Below are 21,977 nucleotides of genomic sequence, written 5' to 3'. Positions count from 1 at the left end.
GCGAACTAGGCTTTCAACCAACAAATGATCAAGAAATTCATCGACAAGCTGCTCGGCAAGACCGCCGGCGGCGCACAGGGCAAGAGCCGCTTCGGCAAGCGCCAGGAGGTGCCGGCAGAGGTTCACAAGATCGATCCGGCCCTGGTCGACGAACGCGCCAAGAACGTGGTCACCACGCTGCAGCAGGCCGGCTTCGAGGCCTACGTGGTGGGCGGCGCGGTGCGCGACCTGCTGCTGGGGCTGCGCCCCAAGGACTTCGACGTGGCCACCAATGCCACGCCGGAGCAGGTCAAGTCGCTGTTTCGCCGCGCTTTCATCATCGGGCGGCGCTTTCGCATCGTGCACGTGGTGTACGGCCGGGGCCGCGAGCACGAGGTGATCGAGGTCTCGACCTTCCGCGCCTACATGGACAACGCCGCCGCCGAGCAGGTGGCGGGCAACGAGCGCACCAGCAAGGGCGAGCTCGCCAGCATGAAGCATGCGGTGGACGCCAGCGGCCGGGTGCTGCGCGACAACGTCTGGGGCCCGCAGGAAGAAGACGCGGCGCGCCGCGACTTCACCGTCAACGCCATGTACTACGACCCGGCCAACCAGGTCGTGGTCGATTATCACAACGGCATCAAGGACGCCCAGAAGCTCACGCTGCGCATGATCGGCGACCCTGCCACGCGCTACCGCGAAGACCCGGTGCGCATCATTCGCGCCATTCGCTTCTCGGCCAAGCTCGCGGCCCTGGGTTTCAAGATGGAAGCCAAGACGGCCGCCCCGCTGGTCGAGTCGAGCAGGCTGCTGGCCGACGTGCCGCAGAGTCGCCTGTTCGACGAAATGCTCAAGTTGTTGCAGACCGGTCATGCAATTGCCACGGTCGAGCAACTGAACAAGCTGGGGCTGGCCAAGGGCATCTACCCGCTGCTCGACGTGGTGGTCGAGCGTGCCGACCAGCCCTTCGTCAAGGCCGCCCTGCAGGACACCGATCGCCGCGTGGGCGAAGGCAAGCCCGTGGCGCCCAGCTTCCTGCTGGCCTGCGTGCTGTGGGCCGACGTGCGCGACGGCTGGGCCCAGCGCCAGGAAGGCCAGCGCGGCCAGCGCCCGCAGGCGCCGTTCCCGGCGCTGCAGGACGCCATCGACGACGTGTTCAACGCCCGCATCGGCGACGTGTCCGGCCGCGGCAAGCTGGCTGCCGACATGCGCGAGATCTGGATGATGCAGCCGCGCTTCGACAAGCGCACCGGCTCCACGCCCTACAGCCTGGTCGAGCAGGCGCGTTTTCGCGCCGCCTTCGACTTCATGCGCCTGCGCGCCGACGTGGGTGAGGTCAGCGAGGCGATTGCCGAGTGGTGGCAGGAATTCAGCATTGCCGACGACGTGCGCCGGCAAGACCTGCTGGAGCAGGTGCGCGAAGAACAGAAGGTTCGCCAGCGCGTGCGGGTGCGCGACACCGCCGCGCCGGCCAAGCTGCGCAACGAGCCCGCGCCTCGCCAGAACCCGCCCCAGAACCAGGGCCGCGGCCAGGATGCGGAGCCGGACGACGAGGTCGAAGTCGAGGCCGGTGCCGTTCCGCCCGACGGCGAAGCCGCGGCGCCGCGCAAGCGCCGGCGCCGCCGCAAGCCGCGCCCGGCGGGTGGCGGCGGCGGTGAGGGCGGCGGCAGCGCCGCAGGCGAATGAGCGCGTCCGACCAGCCGAAGGACGGCAGGAAAACCCCGGCGGCCAAGGCCGGCAAGCCGAAGACCGCGCCGCCGCGCGCTGCGGGCAAGCCGCCGGCAGCCGGCGGCAGGAGCGGGCCGCCCGCTCGCCGCGCGCCCGGCCGTGCCCCTACGCGCAGCCCCCGCGGCCCGCGCGAGGACTACCCGACCGTGCAGGCCTTCGTCGCCATCGGCGCCAACCTGGGCGATGCCGAGGCGTCCGTGAAGGCGGCCATGGCCGCGATCGGCGCGCTGCAGCGAACCCAGGTGACGGCCCGCTCGTCGCTCTATCGCAGCGAGCCGGTGGACGCCGAAGGCCCTGATTTCGTCAATGCCGTGGTGGCCGTGCGCACCGGCCTGGATGCCGAGCAGTTCCTGGTGGCATTGCAGCGCCTGGAGACGCAGGCCGGCCGCGAGCGGCCTTTTCCCAATGCGCCGCGCACGCTCGACCTCGACTTGCTGATGCACGGCAATTCGGTGATCGACACGCCGACCCTGACCCTGCCGCATCCCCGCATGCGGGAGCGCGCCTTCGTGCTGAAGCCGCTTGCCGAAATCGCGCCCGACAAGGTGCCGCGCGCGGCGCTGGCGCGCGTCACGGGCCAGGTGGTCAAGCGCATCGTCTAGACGGCCGTGCTGCTCTACGTCCTCGATCTCGCCGGCGTGGCGGTTTTCGCGGTCAGTGGGGCATTGGCGGCCGGCCACGCGGGCCTCGACCGGCTGGGCGTGGTGGTGATCGCTTCTGTCACCGCGGTGGGCGGCGGCACGCTGCGCGACCTGCTGCTCGACCGGCATCCGGTGTTCTGGATCCGCGACACCCGCTATGTCTACATGATCCTGGCCGCGGCGGCGTTCACCATCGCCTGGGTGCACTGGATGCCCCTGCACGAGCATTCGCTGGCCGTTGCCGACGCACTGGGGCTCGGCCTGTTTGTCATCACCGGCGCGCAGGTGGCCGAGGAAAGGCGCCTGCCGGCCGTCATCGTGATACTTGTCGGCACCATGACCGGCGCGGCCGGCGGCCTGCTGCGCGACGTGTTCACCGCCCGCATTCCGCTGCTGCTGAGCAGCGGCATCTACGGCTCGGCCGCCATCGCGGGCATTGCGGCCTACCTGCTGCTGCAGGCCGCCGGCACGCCGCGCCGCTGGGCCTTTCATGCAGGTGTGCTGCTGATCGTGGCGCTTCGCATGGGCGGCATTTATGGCGGCTGGCACCTGCCGGTGCTGCGCTTGCCGGCCTGAATTTCCGGCGTTCCGTCGGCCTCGAAAAGCCTGTCGGACCGGATTGGACGCTCGCGCCCGTTAAACTTCGCCGGTTTTTTCATGAAGGCGTCATGAAATTGTGATTGGCGCACCCCAGGAGTTTCCATGTTCGGCAAGCTGCTGCCCCGCGAGGGCAATTTCTTCGAGATGTTCAACCAGCACGCCGAGCGCATCGTGGAGGCGGCCAGGGCGTTCGAGCAACTGGTCGCCAACTACAGCGACGTGCACCTGCGCGAGCAGTACAACCGCGACGTCGACAACGCCGAGCGCGCCGCCGACCGCGTGACGCACGACGTCAACCGGCTGATCCACAAGACATTCATCACGCCCATCGACCGCGAGCAGATCCACAAGCTCATCAACACGATGGACGACGTGGCCGACCTGATCCAGGACTCGGCCGAGACCATGGCGCTGTACGACGTGCGCCACATGACCGACGAGATCGTGCGCCTCACGGCACTGAGCGTGAAGTGCTGCGACCGCCTGAAGGACGCCGTCAAGTACCTCGGCAAGATCGCCGACCCGGCCGTGGCCGAGGCCACGCTCAAGACCTGCGAGGAAATCGACCGCCTCGAATCGGACGCCGACCGCGTCATGCGCAGCGCCATGAGCAAGCTGTTCCGCGAGGAGCCGGACGTGCGCGAGGTCATCAAGCTCAAGGCGATCTACGAGCTGCTGGAGACGATCACCGACAAGTGCGAGGACGTGGCCAACGTGATCGAGGGCATCGTCCTCGAGAATTCCTGAGCGGGTAGCGACCGATGGCAACGGTTCAGGTCGCCCTCTGGGTGGTGATAGTGCTGGTCGCGCTTGCGATCCTGTTCGACTTCATGAACGGGTTCCACGACGCCGCCAATTCGATTGCGACGGTGGTCTCCACCGGGGTGCTCAAGCCGGGGCAGGCCGTGGTGTTCGCGGCCTTCTTCAACCTGATCGCGATCTTCGTCTTCCACCTGAGCGTGGCGGCCACCGTGGGCAAGGGCATCGCCCAGCCGGGCGTGGTCGACGTGCACGTGGTGTTCGGCGCGCTCGTGGGCGCCATCAGCTGGAACCTGGTGACCTGGTACTACGGCATTCCGAGCAGCTCGTCGCACGCGCTGATCGGCGGCATCGTGGGCGCCGTGATCGCCAAGACGGGCACCAGCGGCCTGGTGGCCTCTGGCATCTGGAAGACAGTGGCCTTCATCTTCGTGTCGCCGCTGCTGGGCTTCCTGCTGGGTTCGATGATGATGGTCGTGGTGGCCTGGGGCTTCCGCCGCGCCACGCCGTCGCGCGTGGACCGCTGGTTCCGCCGGCTGCAGCTCGTGTCCGCCGGTGCCTACAGCCTGGGCCACGGCGGCAACGACGCGCAGAAGACCATCGGCATAATCTGGATGCTGCTCATTGCCACCGGCTACGCCAACGCCGGCGACGCGAACCCGCCGACCTGGACCATCGTGAGCTGCTACGCCGCCATCGCGCTGGGCACCATGTTCGGCGGCTGGCGCATCGTGAAGACGATGGGCCAGAAGATCACCAAGCTCAAGCCCGTGGGCGGCTTCTGCGCGGAAACGGGCGGCGCGCTCACGCTGTTCCTGGCGACCGCGCTGGGCATTCCGGTGTCGACCACGCACACCATCACCGGCGCCATCGTCGGCGTGGGCTCCACGCAGCGCGCCAGCGCGGTGCGCTGGGGCGTGGCGGGGAACATCGTGTGGGCGTGGATCTTCACGATCCCGGCGTCGGCCTTCGTGGCGGCGATTGCCTACTGGATCAGCATGCAGCTTTTCTGAGCGGCTGCCGGCACCGCAGTCACTGCGAGATCTTTCGCCCCTCTTCGACCTGGTGCTCGAAGTAGCGCTGGAAGCTGAACACGATGCTTGCCATCAGGATCGTGCTGCCGAAGAAGAGCGACAGCACCACCGCGCCGATGGTGAACCAGTTCGTGCGGCCGGGCGCCGCGTCCGCCGCGGCGCTCGCGTTGAAGCGGGCATTCCACTTCTCCGGCGTCATGAGGCCGTAGACGATGGCCGTCAGCGCGCAGCCGGCGATGGTGAAGCCCAGCAGCGGAATCAGCGCCCAGCTGATGCCATCGTCCACGCCGTACATCCGCACGCGCTCGATGCCGTACACGCCTAAAGCCGTGGGAATGGGCAGCAGCCAGCCTAGCCAGTCGCCCATGCCGCGCAGGTAGAAGCGGTGCAGCCCCAGCGGGCCGCCGAGGAAGGTGAGCCAGGCGGCAGTTGTCTTGTTTTTCATGCGGGTTTCACTCGGGTCGGGTGGTGCTGCCTTCGCCGAGCACTTTTTCCATCAGTACGACATCGCGCCATTCGCCGAACTTCCAGCCGCAGTCCTTCAGCACGCCCACGTGCGTGAAGCCCTGGCCGCGATGCACGCCGATGGAGCCCGCGTTGGCCGAGTCGCCGATCACCGCGATCAGCTTGCGCACGCCGGCCGCCTCGGCAGCCTGCGACAGCGCGGAGAGCAGCTTGGCGCCCAGACCCTTGCCGCGTGCTGACTCGGACATGTAGATCGAGTCTTCGGCTGAAAAACGGTAGGCCGGGCGCGGCTTGAACCAGTTGCAGTAGGCAAAACCCAACACTTCGCCATCTTCTTCCGCGACCAGATACGGCAGTTTCTTGCCCAGCACGTCGGCGCGGCGCGAAGCCATGTCGGCCGGGGAGGGCGGCTCCGTCTCGAAGGTGCCGGTGCCGTGCAGCACGTGGTGGGCGTAGATGGCCGTGATGGCTGCGACGTCTTCGTCGCGGCTGGGGCGGATGGTCAGGGGCATGGGCGAAAAACGGATGGCGCGAGGCCGGAATTCGGAGAAAACGCGTGTCGGGCTATAATCGCGGGCTTTTCAGCGTGTCGCTGGCCGGGTGGCCATGTCGCGTGTCTCGACGCTGGAAGAACATTGTGAGCGGGCCTTTTCTTAATCCACAAGGCTTGCTGACCACCCAAGGATAAATCATGGTCGTCATTCGACTCTCCCGCGGCGGCTCCAAAGGCCGTCCGTTCTTCAACATCGTCGTGTCGGACAAGCGCGTTCGCCGCGATGGCCGTTTCATCGAACGCCTGGGTTTCTACAACCCGACCGCCAAGGAAAACGAAGAAAGCATCCGTATCGCCCAGGACCGCCTGGCGTACTGGAAGAGCGTCGGCGCACAAGCTTCGCCCACCGTTCTGCGCCTGATCAAGCAAGCTGCCGCGGCAGCTCCCAAGGCGGCGGCCTAAGCCGCCCCGCACGGCGATGCTGCCCACACTCGAAACCGCCGAATTGCCGGCGGATGCGATCGAAGTAGGGCGCATCGCCGATGCATGGGGAATCAAGGGCTGGTTCAAGGTCCTTCCCCATAGCGCCCAGCCCGAGGCGCTTTTTTCTTCCAAGCGCTGGTTCCTGCAGGCTCCCGGAGCCGCTGCGAGCACCGCTTTCCGGCTTGCGATCCGCGAAGCCAAAGAACATTCCGACTGCATCGTCGCCACGTCCGAGGACGTGCCCGACCGCAATGCAGCCGAAGCCCTGCGAGGCGCACGAGTTTTCGTGCCGCGCTCCAGCTTTCCCACCGCCGGCGACGACGAGTATTACTGGGTCGACCTGATCGGCCTGTCGGTGGTCAACCGCGAAGGCGTGGTGCTCGGCACGGTGCGCGAACTGCTCGCCACCGGCCCGCAGACCACGCTGGTGCTTGCCGCCGAAGAAGACGGCAAGGCCATCGAGCGCATGGTGCCCTTCGTTTCCGTCTTCGTCGACAAGGTCGACTTGCCCGGCCGGCTCATCACGGTCGACTGGCAGCCCGATTTCTGATCGGCGCTCGCGCGGCATGCGCTTCGACGTCATCACCCTGTTTCCCGAGCTGTTCGCGCCTTTCCTGGCCAGCGGCGTGACGCGCCGCGCCTACGAATCGAAACAGGTCGAGGTGGTGCTCTGGAATCCGCGCGACTATGCGCTGGGCAACTACAAGCGCGTGGACGACCGTCCGTTCGGCGGCGGGCCCGGCATGGTCATGATGGCCGAGCCGCTGGCCGCCTGCCTCGACGCGGCCCTGGCCGCGCGCGGAGCGCAGGCGCCCGTGGTGCTGTTCTCGCCCATCGGCGAGGCCTTGCGGCACGAATCCGTCGAGCGCTGGTCCGCCAGCGAAGGCGCGGTGCTGGTCTGCGGCCGCTACGAGGGCATTGACCAGCGATTCATCGACGCGCGCATCACGCATCAGGTCAGCCTGGGCGATTTCGTACTCTCCGGCGGCGAGATCGCGGCGATGGCGTTGCTCGACGCCGTGGCCCGCCTGCAGCCGGGCGTGCTGGGCGACGAAGCGAGCCATGTGCAGGACAGCTTCAACCCCGCGCTCGACGGCCTGCTCGACTGCCCCCACTACACCCGTCCCGAGCAATGGAACGGGCAGGGCGTGCCGGCACCGTTGCTTTCAGGCCACCATGCGCAGATCGAGCGCTGGCGCCGCGACCAGCGCCTCGCCATCACGGCCGAGCGCCGCCCGGAGCTGATCGAGGCCGCCCGCGCCGCCGGTCGGCTGGGCAAGGCCGATGAGGCCGCGCTGAAAAAAAAGCTATAATCGTGGGCTCCCCGATCCTCTGCCCGGCCGCGCCCGGTCTTCTTGCGGTTCTTCCGTGAAAGCCAAAAGCGCCTTTTGTGTAGCCCGACACGATCGAACATCAGGAAATCATGAACCTCATCCAGACCCTCGAGCAGGAAGAAATCGCCCGCCTCGGCAAGACCATCCCCGATTTCATGCCCGGTGACACGGTCATCGTCAGCGTGAACGTCGTCGAAGGCACCCGCAAGCGCGTGCAGGCTTACGAAGGCGTCGTGATCGCCAAGCGCAACCGTGGCCTCAACAGCGGCTTCACCGTGCGCAAGATCTCCAGCGGCGAAGGCGTGGAACGTACGTTCCAGACCTACAGCCCGCTGATCGCCGGCATCGAAGTCAAGCGCCGTGGCGATGTGCGCCGCGCCAAGCTGTACTACCTGCGCGACCGCAGCGGCCGTTCGGCACGTATCAAGGAAAAGCTGCCGAGCAAGTCGACGGCTGCGTCGGCTTCCTAATAAGCCGCCTTCCTGTCGTGCAAGAAAAGCCGCCGTTCTGGCGGCTTTTTGCGTTGGTGCTCCGCACGGGACACAGCCCGAAAGACAGCGCCGCCTTTTTACGCTCTACTCCCTCCAGCCGGTCCTCCGTCACTTCATCTCTTGACCAACATCGTCGTCCCCATGCAATCCGCGCCCCTCGAACCCGTCAATGCCGTGGTGCCGCCCACGCTGCAGCAGTTCGACCCGCGCGAGACGCCTTTCGTGGATGGCAGTGATGGCTTGCCCGCGGTGTCGGCGGGGCAACTGACGGCGCAGGCCCTGCGCGCGCGTTTCGCCAACCCGCCGGCATGGACGCCCGAGCTGCGCCGCGAGCCGCGAATGATCGACCGCGCACCCGCACAGGCCGCCGTGCTGGTGCCGATCGTGCAGCGCCCCGGAGGCGCGACCGTGCTGCTCACCGAGCGCACCACGCACCTGTCGAACCATTCGGGCCAAGTCGCGTTTCCTGGCGGCCGCGTCGATCCGGAAGACGCCAACATCTCCGCCGCCGCGTTGCGCGAGGCGTGGGAGGAGGTCGGTCTCTCCGCGCAGTTCATCGAAGTACTCGGCAGCCTGCCGACCTACACGACCGTGACCTCGTTCATCGTCACGCCCGTGGTCGCTCTGGTGCAGCCCGACTTCGAACTCACCATCAACCCCTACGAGGTGGCGCAGGCCTTCGAAGTGCCGCTTGCGTGGCTCATGGACCCCGCCAACCACCGCCGCCACGCCGTGAGCGCAACCGACGGCCGCAAGCGCGAGTGGTATTCGATGCCCTACCAGGACGGGCCCGACGAGCGTTTCGTCTGGGGCGCGACGGCCGGCATGCTGCGCAATCTCTATCGCTTTCTCGCGGCCTGAACCTTCAGGCTGGATCGCTATCATCGAAGGATGAGCTTCTTTGCCATCCTGTGCGCGCTGCTGATCGAGCAGGTGCGGCCGCTGGGCCCGCACAACCCCGTGTACGGCAGCGTTCTGGCGTGGACCCGCTGGACCAGCCGCAACTTCGACGCGGGCAAGCCCCATCACGGATGGATCGCATGGGGGCTCGCGGTGTTCGTGCCGACGCTGCTCGCGTTGGGCGTGCACTGGCTGCTGGTGCTCACGCTGGGCCTGCCGTTCGCGGTGCTGTGGAGCATTGCGGTGCTCTACGTCACGCTGGGCTTCCGTCAGTTCAGCCACCATTTCACCGACATCCGCGACGCGCTCGACGAGGGCGACGAGCCGCTCGCGCGCTCGCTGCTCGCGCACTGGCAGGGTGTCGACGCGGCGGACCTGCCGCGCAGCGAGATCGTGCGCCACGTCATCGAGCATTCGGTGATCGCCGCGCACCGCCACGTGTTCGGCGTGCTGGCGTGGTTTTCGATCATTGCGGCCATCGGCCTCGGGCCGGCCGGCGCGGTGTTCTATCGCATGAGCGAGTTCGTGTCGCGCTACTGGGCGCACAAGAACGGCGCCGCCGTGCAGCCCTCGAGCGTCGCGGTGCAGGAGGCCGCCGAGCGCGCCTGGCATGCCGTCGACTGGCTGCCCGCGCGCATCACCGCGCTCGGCTTCGCGGTGGTCGGCAGCTTCGAGGAAGCCATCGATTGCTGGCGCAACGATGCACAGCGCTTTCCGAACGAAAACGACGGCGTGATCCTGGCTGCCACCTCCGGCGCGGTCAACGTGCGGCTCGGCGGCGGCTCGCTGCGCCCCATTCCAACGCTCGACCCGCTGTCGCGCGCCCAGGCCGGCGACACCATCGCCGACGGCCGCGCGCCGGACAGCGGCAGCACGCCCGGGCGCGAGCCCGAGCCCGGCCACCTGCGCAGCGTCGTCGGGCTGGTCTGGCGTTCGGTCGTGATGTGGATGGTGCTGCTGGCACTGCTCACCCTCGCGCGCCTGCTCGGCTGAGCCAGCAGGCAAGGAACCCTTCATGACCACCCAAGTCCCGGCTTTCTGGAGCCCGCGCATCGGCGCGCTCGAACCCTACGTGCCCGGCGAGCAGCCGCGCATCGCGAACCTCGTCAAGCTCAACACCAACGAGAACCCGTATCCGCCTTCGCCGGATGTCGTCGAGGCCATCCAGCGTGCCGCGGCGAACGGCCTGGAGCTCTACCCCGACCCGACCTCGCTCGCGCTGCGCGAGGCCGTGGCGCGGCGCCACGGCCTGCGCGCCGACCAGGTGTTCGCGGGCAATGGCTCCGACGAGGTGCTGGCTCATGCGTTCTTCGCGTTCTTCCAGCAAGCCGAACCATTGCTGATGCCCGACGTGAGCTACAGCTTCTACAAGGTCTACGCGCAGATCTACGGCATTGCCTGCGAGCTGCAGCCGGTCGACGAGGGCTTGCGCATCGACATCGACTTGCTTGCCGCGCGGGCACGAGAAGGCTGCGGTGGCATCGTCATCGCCAATCCGAACGCGCCCACCGGCATAGGCCTGCCGCTTTCGCGCATCGAGCAGCTGCTGCAGGCGTGCCCCGACCGCGTGGTGCTTGTCGACGAGGCCTATGTCGATTTCGGCGGCGAGAGCGCGCTGTCGCTGGTCGGCAAGTACCCGAACCTGCTGGTGGTGCAGACGCTTTCCAAGTCGCGTTCGCTGGCCGGGCTGCGCGTCGGCTTCGCATGCGGCCAGTCGCACCTGATCGACGGCCTGGTGCGCGTCAAGGACAGCTTCAATTCGTACCCGATCGACCGGCTCGCGTTGGCCGGCGCGGTGGCATCACTCGAGGACCAAGCCGCGTTTCGCACCGCCTGCGACAAGGTCATCGACACCCGCGAAGGCCTCACGCTGCAGCTCGAGGACCTGGGCTTCGAGGTGCTGCCTTCGCAGGCCAATTTCGTCTTCGCGCGCCATCCGCAGCGCGATGCGGCCGAGCTGGCCGCGCTGCTGCGCGAACGCGCGGTGCTGGTGCGGCATTTCAGGCAGCAGCGCGTAGCGCAATACCTGCGCATCAGCATCGGCACGCGCGAGCAGTGCAGCCTGCTGGTCCAGCATCTGCAAGACATCCTCCAGGCCCCCGCCGCATGAAGGAAGCCCTGCCGATGCCGACCCTCGACGCCGACCCGCGCTCAGCCGCCTGCGCCAGCTTCTGGCAAGCCGTGAGCAGCCAGCTCGACAGCCTGCGCGCATTGCCCGGCCGGGAGCTGATGGAAGCCTTGAACGGGCTGCTGGAGCCCTCCTTTCCGAAGCTTGCGGTGGAGGTGGCGGGTGATTCGCCCGCATTCACGCTCGTGGTCACAGCGCATGGATCGGTGGAGGACTTCGACGACGTCATGATGCTGGTGCAAAGCGCGCCGGCGCTGCCCCGGGTGGAGGTCGAGGCCTTCCGGCAGCGAATGGGCAAGGGCTTCAGCATCCGCATGGACGACTTCGAGCTCTCTAGCGCGGACGTGCTGGTCAAGCACGAGCGATACAAGGGCCTGGTGGCGCTGGAGATCGGCTTTGCCAAGCCCATCCCCATGGACATGCAGGACCAAGCCCGCCACATGAGCCTGATCATGCTCGACCACATCCTGGGCGAGTACGACACGGCCATCAAGGTCGGTCCGGTCGACTATGTCGACGCTGGCGAGCAGGCTGCTTTCGACGGCGTGCCGCTCGATGATTTCGTGCCGCTTTTCGACAGCTGCTGGCGCGAGGAGCTCGGCCACACCGGCTTGTTTCCGGTGGGCGAGCATGCATGGTCCGCGCTGAGCGCCACGCGCGACACCGAGGACGGCGGCGAGGTAGAGCTGATCGTCATGCGCAACGACTCCGCCGCCGCGCTGGTGGGGCGCGCCGACCTGTGCCACCGGCTCTCGGCCGCGGTGCCGGTCGAATCGGGCGAGGAGCTGGAAGAAGCGCGCCTCTTCGGCGACCAGCTGACGGCGCTGCTGCAGACGCACGAGGACGGCTGCTGCACGCACGTCGTGCTGGAAGAGGGCGTGCGCACCATCAACTTCCATGTGGCGCAGCCCGAAGCGGCGATTGCGCATGCGCAATCCATCCAGGAGAACTCGGAACTGCCGGTAAGGCTCGACCTGGCCTTCGATCCGACCTGGAACTCGTACCGGACCTGGGTCGGCTGAGGCGCTGGCTCAGTACCGCTTCTGGCTCAGTTCGGCGAACAGTTCGCCGTAGATCTTGTAGCGGCTCGCGCTGATGGCCCCTTGCCCATCGGCCGATGCCACATTCGCGATCACGCCGCAGCCCGGCTCGTGCAGATGGGTGCAGTTGTAGAACTTGCAGTCGTTCGCGTGCTCTGCAATGTCGGGCATGAGCCCCGCGAGCTGCATCGGCGCGATGTGGTTCAGGCCGAATTCCTGGAAGCCCGGCGAGTCGATCAGGCCGGTGGTGCGCGCTTCGTCGATCCAGTACCAGGTGGTGCTGGTGGTCGTGTGCTTGCCTGAATTCAGCGCCTGCGAAATCTCCTGGGTGAGCACGCTCGCGCCCGGCACCAGCAGGTTGGTCAGCGTGCTCTTGCCCGACCCCGACGGACCGAGCACCAGCGTCGACTTGCCCGCCAACAGCTTCATCAGCGAGGCGTAGTCGGCCTCGCCCGAGGCCTTCAGCGACAGCGGCAGCACGCCGTGGTGCATGCGCCGGTAGGGTGCCAGCTTGGTCCAGGCGCGCTCGAAGGGCTCTGCCAGGTCGCTCTTGTTCAGGGCAATGATCGGCTTGATGCGTTCGGCCTCCGCCGCGATCAGCGCGCGTGCCAGCTGGTGCTCCGAGAATTCCGGTTCGGCCGCGATCAGGATCAGCACCTGGTCGAGATTGGCCGCGAAAGACTTGGTGCGGATTTCGTCCTGCCGGTAGAACAGGTTGCGGCGCGGCAGCACCTGCTCGATGGTGCCTTCGTCCTCGCTGGCCTGCCAGTGCACCCGGTCGCCGACCACGGCCTGGCTCTTCTTGCCGCGCGGATGGCAGATCAGCCGCTCGCCCGTGGGCGTCTCGACCAGGCAGTGACGCCCGTGGCTGGCGACGACGAGGCCGTCCTGGAGGGCCTTCGCAGCCGTTGCGGCTGCTGCTGGCGCGGCGCGGCGGCCCGGCTTAGCCAAGGGCGGGTACCGTCATGCGGCAGCGGCTGCCGGAGCGGCCACCAGCGCGTCGGCCTGGCGCGCGCAGTCGAAATCCGTGGCGGACAGGCCGCTCACGTCGTGCGTGTTGAAGCGCACCACGCAGCGGTTGTAGTGCACCGACAGGTCGGGGTGGTGGTCCTGCGTATGAGCCACCATGGCCAGCGCGTTCACGAAGGCGATGGTCTCGAAGTAATTGGCGAAGGTGTAGGTCTTTTCGATGGCGACATCGGCGCCGTCGCCGGTGAGCTTCCAGCCGTCCAGGCGCGCGAGGCCGGCGACGATCTCGGTGGCGCTCAGCGCCTTGCGGGGAGGGAGGTTCTTCCAGTCTTTGGGCTTGAACATGCTGCTCATGGAGGCTTCTTCTGAATGATGTGATGGGGGCGGTCAGGCGGCCGTCATGCGCGCAAGGCGCTCCGAGGCCGGCGGGTGCGAGTAGTAGAAGCTGACGAACACCGGGTCGGGCGTGAGCGTCGATGCGTTGTCCTGGTAGAGCTTGAGCAGCGCGGCCGACAGGTGGGCGCCGCTGGTCTGCGCCACCGCGTAGGCGTCGGCCTCGAACTCGTGCTTGCGAGACAGGCGCGCTGGCAGCGGCGCCACGAAGAAGCCGAACACCGGCACCGCGAGCATGAAGAGCAGCAGCGCGAGTGCGCTGTTCGGCGCGGCCATGTTGGGCTGCACGCCCAGGCCGGTGTAGAACCAGACCTGCGTCGACACCCAGCCCAGCAGCGCGAAGCCGGCCAGGCTCAGCGCGAACATGGCGATCAGGCGCTTCACGATATGGCGGTGCTTGAAGTGGCCGAGCTCGTGGGCGAGCACGGCCTCGACCTCGCTCGCGTTGAGCTGGCGCAGCAGCGTGTCGTAGAACACCACGCGCTTGCTGGCGCCGAAGCCTGTGAAGTAGGCGTTGGCATGCGCGCTGCGCGTGCTGCCGTCCATCACGAACAGGCCCTTGGCGGCAAAGCCGCAGCGCTTCATGAGGGCGGTGACGCGCGCCTTCAGCGTGGGGTCGTCGAGCGGCTTGAACTTGTTGAACAGCGGTGCGATGAAGGTCGGATAGATCAGCATCAGCAGCAGGTTGAAGCCCATCCAGGCACCCCAGGCCCAGAGCCACCACAGCTGGCCCGCGGCACCCATGAGCCACAGAATGAGCGCCGCAATGGGCAGCCCGATCACCGCGCCCAGCAGCGTCGACTTGACCGTGTCGGCCAGCCAGAGCTTCCAGGTCATCTTGTTGAAGCCGAAGCGCTCCTCGAGCCGGAAGGTCTGCCAGAGCGTGAAAGGCAGTTCCAGCAGCCCGCTGATGGCCGCGAATGCCGCCAGCAGCGCGAGCTGCTGCACCATGCCGCCGCCGATCCAGGCCAGCAGCAGCTTGTTGAGCACGTCGAGCCCGCCGAGCAGCGTCCAGCCGAGCAGCAGCGCGGTGCCCCAGGCCATTTCGATCAAGCCGAAGCGGGCCTTGGCGATGGTGTAGTCGGCCGCCTTCTGGTGGGCGGCGAGGGTGATGGTTTGCGCGAAAGCGGCCGGCACGGTGCCGCGATGCTGCGCCACATGGCGCACCTGCCGGGAGGCGAGCCAGAACTTCACGAGCAGCCCCGCAACCAGCGCAACCGCGAAAGCAATGGTGAAGATGAGCGAATAGGACATAGGAGCGGCGAGTTTAGCCCTCGCTATCTGGGGCCGCAGACCTTCGACGACAATCCTGCGATGCCCGAATCCCTTGACCCGACGTCCCCGGCCGCAGTGCCCACCCTCAAGAAAAGCGACCAGAACCTGGTCTGGCTCGACTGTGAAATGAGCGGCCTCGACCCCGAGAAAGAGCGCCTGCTCGAAATCGCGGTGGTCGTTACCGGCCCCGACCTCACGCCTCGCATCGACGGCCCCGTGCTCGTCATCCACCAGAGCGACGCCGTGCTCGACGGCATGGATGCCTGGAACAAGGGCACCCATGGCCGCAGCGGCCTGATCGACAAGGTCAAGGCCTCGACGCTCGACGAAGCCGCCGCCGAGCAGCAATTGCTGGAATTCATCGCCAGGTACATCCCGCGCAGCGGCTCGCCCATGTGCGGCAACACCATCGGCCAGGACCGGCGCTTCCTGGTCAAGTACATGCCCAAGCTCGAGGCGTATTTCCACTATCGCAACCTCGACGTCAGCACGCTGAAGGAACTGGCCAAGCGCTGGAAGCCCACGGCCTACAGCAGCTTCAAGAAGCAGCAGGCGCACACCGCCCTGGCCGACGTGCACGAGTCCATCGAGGAACTCGCGCACTACCGCGAAACCTTCCTTCGTCTTGCGGATTGATCTTGATTAGGTAAAAACCCGGATTCGTGCCATAATTGCGGGCTTCGCTGATCAGGCCATGTGTTCCAGGCCCGGCCAGCGTCTCTTGCATCTCCCTATCTTGCACACCGCGCCCGATCGCATCCGCTGATCAAAAAGGGCCGCAGCCCCAGGCGAAAGCCTGAAGCTGAATGTCGTTGGATGGTTGATGTTTTTAACCACCAACGGGGCGCCGCCTACGGCAGCGCTCGCGTTTGAGATTGACATACATGACCGACGCTTTTGAAGCGCAGGGCGAATTCGCGCCTGTGCAATCCGCTACCCACAACGAGTTCACCGCTGCCGTGGACACTGTTTCCGAGGCTCCCATCCTCGAGGCGCTCGACGCCGCCGCCCCCGAAGCGGCCGTGGCCGAAGAGCCCGCCAAGCCCAACGGCTTCATCAAGCTAGGCCTCGCGCCCGAGCTGATCGCCGCCGTGGCCGACATGGGCTTCACCCAGCCCACCACCGTCCAGGAAAAGGTCATTCCGATCGCCATGGGCGAGCAGGCAGGCACCGCCCAATCGGCACGCTTCGTCGACCTGATGGTGTCCAGCCAGACCGGCTCGGGCAAGACCGCCGCTTTCCTGCTGCCCGTGCTGCACACGCTGATCAAGCGCCAGGCCGAAGCCGAAGCCGAAGCCAAGGCCGAATTCCAGCGCCTGGCCGCCGAAGCCGCCGCCCGCGGCGAAACCGTGCCGAAGAAGCCGAAGCGCAAGGACCCGACCAACGCCCGTCATTTCAAGGCCGCCACCCCCGGCGCCCTCATCCTGTGCCCGACGCGCGAACTCGCGCAGCAGGTCGCGCATGACGCCATCGAACTGGTTCGCCACTGCCGCGGCCTGCGCATCGCCAACGTGGTGGGCGGCATGCCCTACCAGCTCCAGATCGCCCGCCTGCAGAACGCCGACCTCGTCGTCGCCACGCCGGGCCGCCTGCTCGACCTGCAGCGCTCGATGCAGATCAAGCTCGACCAGGTCAAGTTCCTGGTGGTCGACGAAGCCGACCGCATGCTCGACCTCGGCTTCGCCGACGATTTGGCGGAAGTCAACCAGCTCACCATCGAGCGCCAGCAGACCATGATGTTCAGCGCCACGTTCGCGCCGCGCATCCAGCAACTGGCCACCCGCGTGATGCGCGAGCCGCAGCGCGTGACCATCGACAGCCCGCAGGAAAAGCACGCCAACATCAAGCAGGTGCTGTTCTGGGCCGATAACGCCCAGCACAAGCGCAAGCTGCTCGACCACTGGCTGCGTGACACCAGCATCAACCAGGCCATCGTGTTCGCGAGCACGCAGGTCGAATGCGACGGCCTCGCCAACGACCTGCAGCAAGAAGGCTTCAGCGCCGTGGCGCTGCACGGTGCCCTGAGCCAGGGTCTGCGCAACCGCCGCCTGATGGCGCTGCGCCAGGGCCAGGTCCAGATCCTGGTGGCGACCGACGTCGCCGCCCGCGGCATCGACGTGCCGACCATCACCCACGTCTTCAACTTCGGCCTGCCGATGAAGGCCGAGGACTACACCCACCGTATCGGCCGTACCGGCCGTGCCGGCCGCGATGGCCTGGCCATCACGTTTGCCGAGTTCCGCGATCGCCGCAAGATCATGGACATCGAGCAATACAGCCGCCAGCAGTTCAAGGCGGAAGTGGTGCCGGGCATGGAGCCGCAACAGCGCATGCCGCAATCCCGCCCGCAAGGCGACTTCGGCGGCCGCGGCCGTGACAACCATTCGCGCGACCGCAAGTTCGGTGGCGGCGGTGGCGGCCATCGTGGTGGCAATGCCGGCGGCTTCGGCGGCGGCAACAGCAACTACGCCGGCGCCAGCGGCTTCAACGACCGCGGTTCGCGCGCTCCGGGCCCGCGTACTGGCGGCTTCGGCGGCCAGAACGCCGGTTTCGGCGGCGGCCGTGACGAAGGCAACGGCGGCGGCGGTTATGGCCGCAAGCCGGGCTGGGGTGACAGCGCCCCGCGCGGCGGCAACGGCGGTGGCCGTGGCGATTTCGCTCCCCGCGAAGGTTTCGCGCCTCGCGAGGGCTTTGCGCCCCGCGGCAACGGCGCCGGCCACGGCGGCCCGGGCAAGGTGTTCGTGCCCCGCGACGCGCAAAAGCGCGCGTTCAAGCCCACCCGCTGATCCCGCATCCGAACGGCCTGACGGCCGTTTCGCCCCAAAAGCCCGCGCTTCTCACGAACGCGGGCTTTTTCATTTCGGGTTTCCGAGCAGCCCGGTGTCGTCGAATTTGATTGACACCTGAATCGATGAAAAGTAATGTAATAGCGCATTGCTTCCCCGGGTCCGTCCTGCGGCCGCCGGTTCATCGACACCTGCTTTTCGACTTTCGACATGAAAATTGCGATTCTTGGGGGTGGTCACGGTGCCTATGCGGCCGCCGCCGACCTGTGTGAAACCGGCCACGAGGTGCGCCTGTGGCGCCGCGATGCCGCGGCGCTGGAACCCGTGGTGCGCGCCGGAGCGATCACGCTGAAAGATGCCGAAGGCGCACGCGAAGTACCGATCGCGCTCGCCACTGCCGACATCGGCGCGGCGCTGAAGGACGCCGAGCTCATCGTCATCCCCACGCCCGCCATCGCCCAGCACGACATCGCGCTCGCGATGGCCCCGCATTTGGCCGACGGGCAGGTGGTGTTCCTGCCGCCGGGCACCTTCGGCAGCTACGTGATGGCCAGGACGGTGAAAGAAGCCGGCAGCCGTGCCGACGTCGCCTGGGCCGAGACCGGCACCTTGCCGTACCTCGCGCGCAAGCATGGCGAGCGCGAGGTCAACGTCACCATCCGCGCGATCCGGCTGCCCACGGGCGTGTATCCGGCCCGCAAGGAGGTGCAGGCCATCGAGGTGATCCGCCGCGCCTACCCGTCGGTGCACGGCTGCGGCGACGCGCTTTCGGGCGCGCTCATGAATGCCGGCCCCGTCATCCATCCCCCGCTGATGGTGATGAACGCCGCGCCGCTGCAGCACTTCGAGCGCTGGGACATCCACAACGAAGGCACCCAGCGCGCGGTGCGCGACGTGACCGACCGGCTCGACCAGGAGCGCATTGCGGTGCGCGAAGCCTTCGGGCAGTGCGCGCCGCACTATCCGCTGGCCGACCACTACGACAACGACCGCTGGATGTACGGCGATGCGCACAAGCAGCTGGTCAAGTCGGGCGACTGGCGCGAGAACATCGACCTGCACACGCACCGCTACATCACGGAAGACACCGAACTCGGCCTGGCCTTCCTGGCCTCGGCGGCGCGCCATGCGGGTGTGGATGCGCCCATTGCGCACGGGCTTCTGGCCATCGTCGGCGGCTTCCTCGGCCGTGACTTGCGCAAAGGCCCGCGCACCTTCGAGAGCCTGGGCCTTGCCGGCCTGAGCGCGACGCAGCTCAGGCAGAGGCTGCACGATGGCGAATGACGCAGCGCCGCCCCGGTTCGCCGCCGTCGGCGCCGGCCGCATGGGGCGCGGCATCGCGATCGCGTTCGCCTATGCCGGCCACCGCATCTCGCTGATCGACCTGCGCCAGCGCAGCGACGAAGCCTGGCAGCGCCTGCGCGACGAAGCGGAGGCCGAGATCGAAGCCAGCCTCTCGGGCCTGGCGCAGCTCGGTGTGATCGACGCTTCGCAGATCGAGCGCATTGCCGCCCGCGTGGATTTCGTCGATGCCGCGTCGGCCCCGCGCGCGCTTGCCGCTGCCGAACTCGTGTTCGAGGGCGTGCCCGAGACCATGGAGGCCAAGCGCGAGGCCTTCGAGCACATCAACCGGCATTGCCGCGACGATGCCATCCTCACCTCGACCACCAGCAGCATCCTCGTGACGCAGCTGGCCGCGTTCGTGCGGCTGCCAGAGCGCTTCCTCAACATGCACTGGCTCAACCCGGCCTATCTGATCCCGGTGGTGGAACTGAGCTGCCACCCCGGCACCGACGCCGGCGTGCTCGCGCGCACCAAGTCGCTGATGGAGCAGATCGGCAAGCTGCCCGTGGTCTGCGGTGCGTCGCCGGGCTACATCGTGCCGCGCCTGCAGGCCCTGGTGATGAACGAGGCCGCACGCATGATCGAAGAGGGCGCTGCCACGGCCGAAGAGATCGACAAGGCCACCCGCTACGGCCTGGGGCTGCGCTTCGCCGCGCTGGGTGTGGTCGAGTTCATCGACTTCGGTGGCTGCGACATCCTGCACCACGCGAGTCGCGAGATGTCGGCCTCGCTCGACAAGGGCCGCTACACCGCACCGGCCATCGTCGGCCGCATGGTCGAAGAGGGGCGGCTGGGGCTGAAGAGCGGCAGCGGCTTCTACGACTACGAAGGCCGCGACATCGGCGCCTACCGTCGCGACGTGCTGTCGCGCACGCTGGGCGAACTGCGGCATGCGGGCCTGTGGCGCGCACCTGCCGACGAGACGCTGTCATGACCGCCATCCGCCGCGCCTTCGTCGACCTGTCGGTGGGGCAGGTGCACTATGCGGCATGCGGAGAACGCGATGCGCGCGCGGTGCTGTTGCTGCACCAGTCGCCACGCAGTTGGGCCGAGTACCGCGCGGTGCTGCCGCTGGTGGGCGCGCATCGGCTCGCCATTGCGATGGACACGGCAGGCTTCGGCGATTCCTCCGATGGCGGCGTGCCCGCGAGCATCGAGCAATGGGCGCGCGTCGCCTGCGAATTGCTCGATGAACTGGGCATCGCGCAGGCCGACGTGGTCGGCCATCACACGGGCGGGGTCGTGGCTGTGGAGCTTGCCGCGGCGTTCCCCGACCGGGTTCGCAGCCTCGTGTTGTCTTCGACGCCCTATACCGACGAGCCGTTCCGGCGTGCGCGCGCACAACGCCCGCCCATCGACGAAGTCGCTCCCAGCGAGGACGGCACCCATCTCGCTGCGCTGTGGCAGAAGCGCCAGGGTTTCTATCCGGCAGGTCGGCCCGATCTGCTCGAGGCCTTCGTGCTCGATGCATTGAAGGTCGGCCATCGTGTCGAAGAGGGCCACCGCGCCGTGGCTTCTTACCGCATGGAAGACCGCATCGGCCGCATCGCGCAGCCCACGCTGATCGTGCGCGCCACCCACGATCCCTTTGCCGCGCCGCATGCGGCTGAACTGCAGCACCATCTGCCGCAGGCCCGCATCGTCGATATCGAAGGCGGCATGGTGCCGCTGCCCGACCAGATGCCCGAGGCCTTCGCGCGCACGGTGCTCGAATTTCTTTCTACCCTGCCATGAAGGCTGTTCGCATCCACGGTTTCGACGCAGCACCGGTGCTGGAAGAAGTGGCCGACCCTGTCGCGAGGCCCGGTCGCACCCTCGTGCAGATGGAGGCCGCCACGGTCGGCCACATCGACCGGACCGTATGGCGTGGCAGCTTCCTGCGGCATCCGCCCTCGCCGTACACGCCCGGTGTGGAGGCGGCGGGCATCGTCGTCGCGAGCGGGTGCTACCAGGTCGGCCAGCGCGTATGGCTGCGCGGCAGCGGCCTGGGCACGCTCTTCGACGGCACCTGGTGCGAATGCATCGACGCGCCCGACGAAGCGCTCGGGCCGTTGCCGGACGAAGTGCCGATGACGCTGGGCGCGGCGTTCTTCTCGCCGACGACTTCGGCCTGGGTGGCATTGAATGACGTCGCCAGGCTGCAAACCGGAGAGCAGGTGCTGGTGACAGGCGCAAGCGGCGCCGTGGGGTCGCTCGTGGTGCAGCTTGCGCGCGAGGCAGGCTGCACGGTCACCGCCGTGATGCCGGGTGCCGAGCCGCCCCCTGTAGCCAGCGCTGATCTGCTGGTCGACACCGTCGGCGGCGATGTCCTCGCCCAAGTCCTGCCGTGCGTGCGGCCGGGCGGGCGCGCCGTGCTGGTCGGCTACACCGCCGGCCCGACGCTGCAACTGGACATCGCTCACTTCCTGCAGCGCGATGTTGCGTTGTTGCCCCTGAACATGTTCCGGCGTGAAGCAGCGGGCCGCGCCGCCGCGCCCGAACTGTTGGCAAGGCTTGCCGATGGCCGCCTGCGTCTCGACGTGCAGCCGTTCGTGCTGGCGGACGCGGCCCTCGCGCTCGACTGGATCGTGCAGCGAGGCCACCGCGGGCGGGCTGTTCTCGTGCCTTGCCTCTGAGCCGCTGAAAACGCGCGCCTCGATCCTTCAGTCTTCCTCTGGCCCTTCGACCGGCACGTGCACGTGCAGCTCGATCATCTGCCGCAGCGTCTGCTTGAGTTCCTCGGCACGGCGCAGGCCGAAGGGCTCCAGCACGCGCCGCTCGTGCTCGCGCGCCAGTTCCATCAGGTGCTCGACCGCCTTCAGCCCCTTGCGCGTGATGCGCACCAGCGTGATGCGGCGATCACTTTCATGGGGCAGGCGCTCGACCTGTCCGCGCGATTCCATGCGGTCCAGCAGCCGCGTCACCGTGGGCTGCTTGGTGACGGTCACCTGTGCGAGCTGGCCGATGCTGACCGGCTCGCTGCCTGCAAGAGACGCCATCACGCGCCACTCGGACACGGAGAAGCCCTGCTGCCGCGCCACCTCGTGGAACTCCGACGAAATCAGCTGGCTGGCCTGCGCCAGCAGCGCGGGCAGGTAGTCGTCGACGAAGCGGTGGGACTCGATGGGTTGTTCTTCAGCCATGAAGGCACCTCAC

At 67.5% G+C, this 21,977-nt stretch carries 25 protein-coding genes; 19 read left to right on the top strand and 6 right to left on the bottom strand.

Translation table 11 applies throughout. The features are described 5' to 3' along the window. The first annotated feature begins 24 nt into the window (after window positions 1–24). The 5 genes from pcnB to QRN67_RS12800 all read left to right on the top strand — a co-directional run bounded on the left by pcnB (window position 25) and on the right by QRN67_RS12800 (window position 4,720). On the top strand, window positions 25–1,665 hold the full coding sequence (gene pcnB / locus QRN67_RS12820; RefSeq protein WP_106935255.1) for a polynucleotide adenylyltransferase PcnB: 1,641 nt from the start codon (window positions 25–27) through the stop codon (window positions 1,663–1,665). After that, on the top strand, window positions 1,662–2,309 hold the full coding sequence (gene folK, locus QRN67_RS12815; protein WP_350226858.1) for a 2-amino-4-hydroxy-6-hydroxymethyldihydropteridine diphosphokinase: 648 nt from the start codon (window positions 1,662–1,664) through the stop codon (window positions 2,307–2,309). The genes pcnB and folK overlap by 4 nt, the downstream gene beginning before the upstream one ends. A gap of 6 nt (window positions 2,310–2,315) precedes the next feature. Continuing rightward, window positions 2,316–2,924 carry a trimeric intracellular cation channel family protein gene (locus QRN67_RS12810; protein ID WP_285412069.1) on the top strand — a complete coding sequence of 203 codons (609 nt, stop codon included), beginning with the start codon at window positions 2,316–2,318 and terminating at the stop codon, window positions 2,922–2,924. A 126-nt stretch (window positions 2,925–3,050) separates the two neighbouring features. Next, a complete protein-coding gene (locus tag QRN67_RS12805) occupies window positions 3,051–3,695 on the top strand; it encodes a DUF47 domain-containing protein (protein ID WP_081266931.1) in 645 nt (214 codons plus the stop codon). A gap of 14 nt (window positions 3,696–3,709) precedes the next feature. Continuing rightward, complete coding sequence (locus tag QRN67_RS12800) at window positions 3,710–4,720, top strand: inorganic phosphate transporter (protein ID WP_081266930.1); 1,011 nt, start codon at window positions 3,710–3,712, stop codon at window positions 4,718–4,720. 19 nt (window positions 4,721–4,739) lie between these two features. On the opposite strand, the gene QRN67_RS12795 is transcribed toward QRN67_RS12800, so the two are convergent. Continuing rightward, window positions 4,740–5,186 carry a TM2 domain-containing protein gene (locus QRN67_RS12795; RefSeq protein ID WP_081266929.1) on the bottom strand — a complete coding sequence of 149 codons (447 nt, stop codon included), beginning with the start codon at window positions 5,184–5,186 and terminating at the stop codon, window positions 4,740–4,742. 7 nt (window positions 5,187–5,193) lie between these two features. Further along, window positions 5,194–5,718, bottom strand: coding sequence for a GNAT family N-acetyltransferase (locus QRN67_RS12790; protein WP_285412066.1), 525 nt, complete (start codon window positions 5,716–5,718; stop codon window positions 5,194–5,196). Window positions 5,719–5,897: 179 nt separating this feature from the next. On the opposite strand from QRN67_RS12790, the gene rpsP reads away from it, so the two are divergent. From rpsP to QRN67_RS12750, 8 genes are all read left to right on the top strand, one after another. Beyond that, window positions 5,898–6,161 carry a 30S ribosomal protein S16 gene (gene rpsP, locus QRN67_RS12785; RefSeq protein ID WP_007831311.1) on the top strand — a complete coding sequence of 88 codons (264 nt, stop codon included), beginning with the start codon at window positions 5,898–5,900 and terminating at the stop codon, window positions 6,159–6,161. A 16-nt stretch (window positions 6,162–6,177) separates the two neighbouring features. Beyond that, complete coding sequence (rimM, locus tag QRN67_RS12780) at window positions 6,178–6,732, top strand: ribosome maturation factor RimM (RefSeq protein WP_285412063.1); 555 nt, start codon at window positions 6,178–6,180, stop codon at window positions 6,730–6,732. Between the two features lie 16 nt (window positions 6,733–6,748). Continuing rightward, the gene (gene trmD / locus QRN67_RS12775; protein WP_081266926.1) at window positions 6,749–7,495 is read left to right on the top strand and encodes a tRNA (guanosine(37)-N1)-methyltransferase TrmD; all 747 of its coding nucleotides are present in this window, start codon (window positions 6,749–6,751) and stop codon (window positions 7,493–7,495) included. A gap of 110 nt (window positions 7,496–7,605) precedes the next feature. Continuing rightward, complete coding sequence (gene rplS, locus QRN67_RS12770) at window positions 7,606–7,986, top strand: 50S ribosomal protein L19 (RefSeq protein WP_081266925.1); 381 nt, start codon at window positions 7,606–7,608, stop codon at window positions 7,984–7,986. A gap of 162 nt (window positions 7,987–8,148) precedes the next feature. Further along, window positions 8,149–8,868: a CoA pyrophosphatase gene (locus tag QRN67_RS12765; RefSeq protein WP_285412062.1), complete on the top strand. Its 720-nt coding sequence runs from the start codon at window positions 8,149–8,151 to the stop codon at window positions 8,866–8,868. Window positions 8,869–8,898: 30 nt separating this feature from the next. Further along, on the top strand, window positions 8,899–9,900 hold the full coding sequence (locus tag QRN67_RS12760) for a CobD/CbiB family protein (RefSeq protein ID WP_081266924.1): 1,002 nt from the start codon (window positions 8,899–8,901) through the stop codon (window positions 9,898–9,900). 22 nt (window positions 9,901–9,922) lie between these two features. After that, entirely contained in the window at window positions 9,923–11,017 is a 1,095-nt protein-coding gene (gene hisC, locus QRN67_RS12755) for a histidinol-phosphate transaminase (RefSeq protein ID WP_285412061.1), read from the top strand. Further along, window positions 11,014–12,057, top strand: coding sequence for a hypothetical protein (locus QRN67_RS12750; RefSeq protein WP_285412059.1), 1,044 nt, complete (start codon window positions 11,014–11,016; stop codon window positions 12,055–12,057). Before hisC ends, QRN67_RS12750 begins: the two co-directional genes overlap by 4 nt. A 9-nt stretch (window positions 12,058–12,066) precedes the next feature. Here the strand turns inward: QRN67_RS12750 and rsgA are convergent, their stop codons facing one another. Genes rsgA through QRN67_RS12735 form a run of 3 tightly spaced genes read right to left on the bottom strand, consistent with a single transcriptional unit; the run spans window position 12,067 to window position 14,691 of the window. Further along, window positions 12,067–13,026, bottom strand: a complete 960-nt coding sequence (gene rsgA, locus QRN67_RS12745) for a ribosome small subunit-dependent GTPase A (RefSeq protein WP_081266922.1) — start codon at window positions 13,024–13,026, stop codon at window positions 12,067–12,069. Between the two features lie 12 nt (window positions 13,027–13,038). Then, window positions 13,039–13,398 carry a 4a-hydroxytetrahydrobiopterin dehydratase gene (locus QRN67_RS12740; protein ID WP_285412057.1) on the bottom strand — a complete coding sequence of 120 codons (360 nt, stop codon included), beginning with the start codon at window positions 13,396–13,398 and terminating at the stop codon, window positions 13,039–13,041. 33 nt (window positions 13,399–13,431) lie between these two features. Then, window positions 13,432–14,691: a M48 family metallopeptidase gene (locus QRN67_RS12735; RefSeq protein WP_285412056.1), complete on the bottom strand. Its 1,260-nt coding sequence runs from the start codon at window positions 14,689–14,691 to the stop codon at window positions 13,432–13,434. Window positions 14,692–14,751: 60 nt separating this feature from the next. On the opposite strand from QRN67_RS12735, the gene orn reads away from it, so the two are divergent. The 6 genes from orn (at window position 14,752) to QRN67_RS12705 (ending at window position 21,457) form a co-directional block, all read left to right on the top strand. After that, the gene (gene orn / locus QRN67_RS12730; RefSeq protein ID WP_106935248.1) at window positions 14,752–15,348 is read left to right on the top strand and encodes an oligoribonuclease; all 597 of its coding nucleotides are present in this window, start codon (window positions 14,752–14,754) and stop codon (window positions 15,346–15,348) included. A gap of 248 nt (window positions 15,349–15,596) precedes the next feature. After that, entirely contained in the window at window positions 15,597–17,498 is a 1,902-nt protein-coding gene (locus QRN67_RS12725; RefSeq protein WP_285412055.1) for a DEAD/DEAH box helicase, read from the top strand. Between the two features lie 210 nt (window positions 17,499–17,708). Beyond that, window positions 17,709–18,782: an NAD/NADP-dependent octopine/nopaline dehydrogenase family protein gene (locus QRN67_RS12720; protein ID WP_285412054.1), complete on the top strand. Its 1,074-nt coding sequence runs from the start codon at window positions 17,709–17,711 to the stop codon at window positions 18,780–18,782. Beyond that, window positions 18,772–19,776 carry a 3-hydroxybutyryl-CoA dehydrogenase gene (locus tag QRN67_RS12715; RefSeq protein WP_285412053.1) on the top strand — a complete coding sequence of 335 codons (1,005 nt, stop codon included), beginning with the start codon at window positions 18,772–18,774 and terminating at the stop codon, window positions 19,774–19,776. The genes QRN67_RS12720 and QRN67_RS12715 overlap by 11 nt, the downstream gene beginning before the upstream one ends. Further along, window positions 19,773–20,576: an alpha/beta fold hydrolase gene (locus QRN67_RS12710; RefSeq protein WP_285412050.1), complete on the top strand. Its 804-nt coding sequence runs from the start codon at window positions 19,773–19,775 to the stop codon at window positions 20,574–20,576. The genes QRN67_RS12715 and QRN67_RS12710 overlap by 4 nt, the downstream gene beginning before the upstream one ends. Further along, window positions 20,573–21,457, top strand: coding sequence for a quinone oxidoreductase family protein (locus QRN67_RS12705; RefSeq protein ID WP_285412049.1), 885 nt, complete (start codon window positions 20,573–20,575; stop codon window positions 21,455–21,457). The genes QRN67_RS12710 and QRN67_RS12705 overlap by 4 nt, the downstream gene beginning before the upstream one ends. Window positions 21,458–21,484: 27 nt before the next feature. Here the strand turns inward: QRN67_RS12705 and QRN67_RS12700 are convergent, their stop codons facing one another. Beyond that, complete coding sequence (locus QRN67_RS12700) at window positions 21,485–21,964, bottom strand: MarR family winged helix-turn-helix transcriptional regulator (RefSeq protein WP_081266913.1); 480 nt, start codon at window positions 21,962–21,964, stop codon at window positions 21,485–21,487. Window positions 21,965–21,977 lie beyond the last annotated feature (13 nt).

It is taken from the genome of Variovorax sp. efr-133-TYG-130, assembly GCF_030208835.1.
Taxonomy (GTDB): Bacteria; Pseudomonadota; Gammaproteobacteria; order Burkholderiales; family Burkholderiaceae_C; genus Variovorax.
The sequence above is the reverse complement of the archived record's forward strand: the minus strand, read 5'-3'. Positions and strand labels throughout refer to the sequence as shown.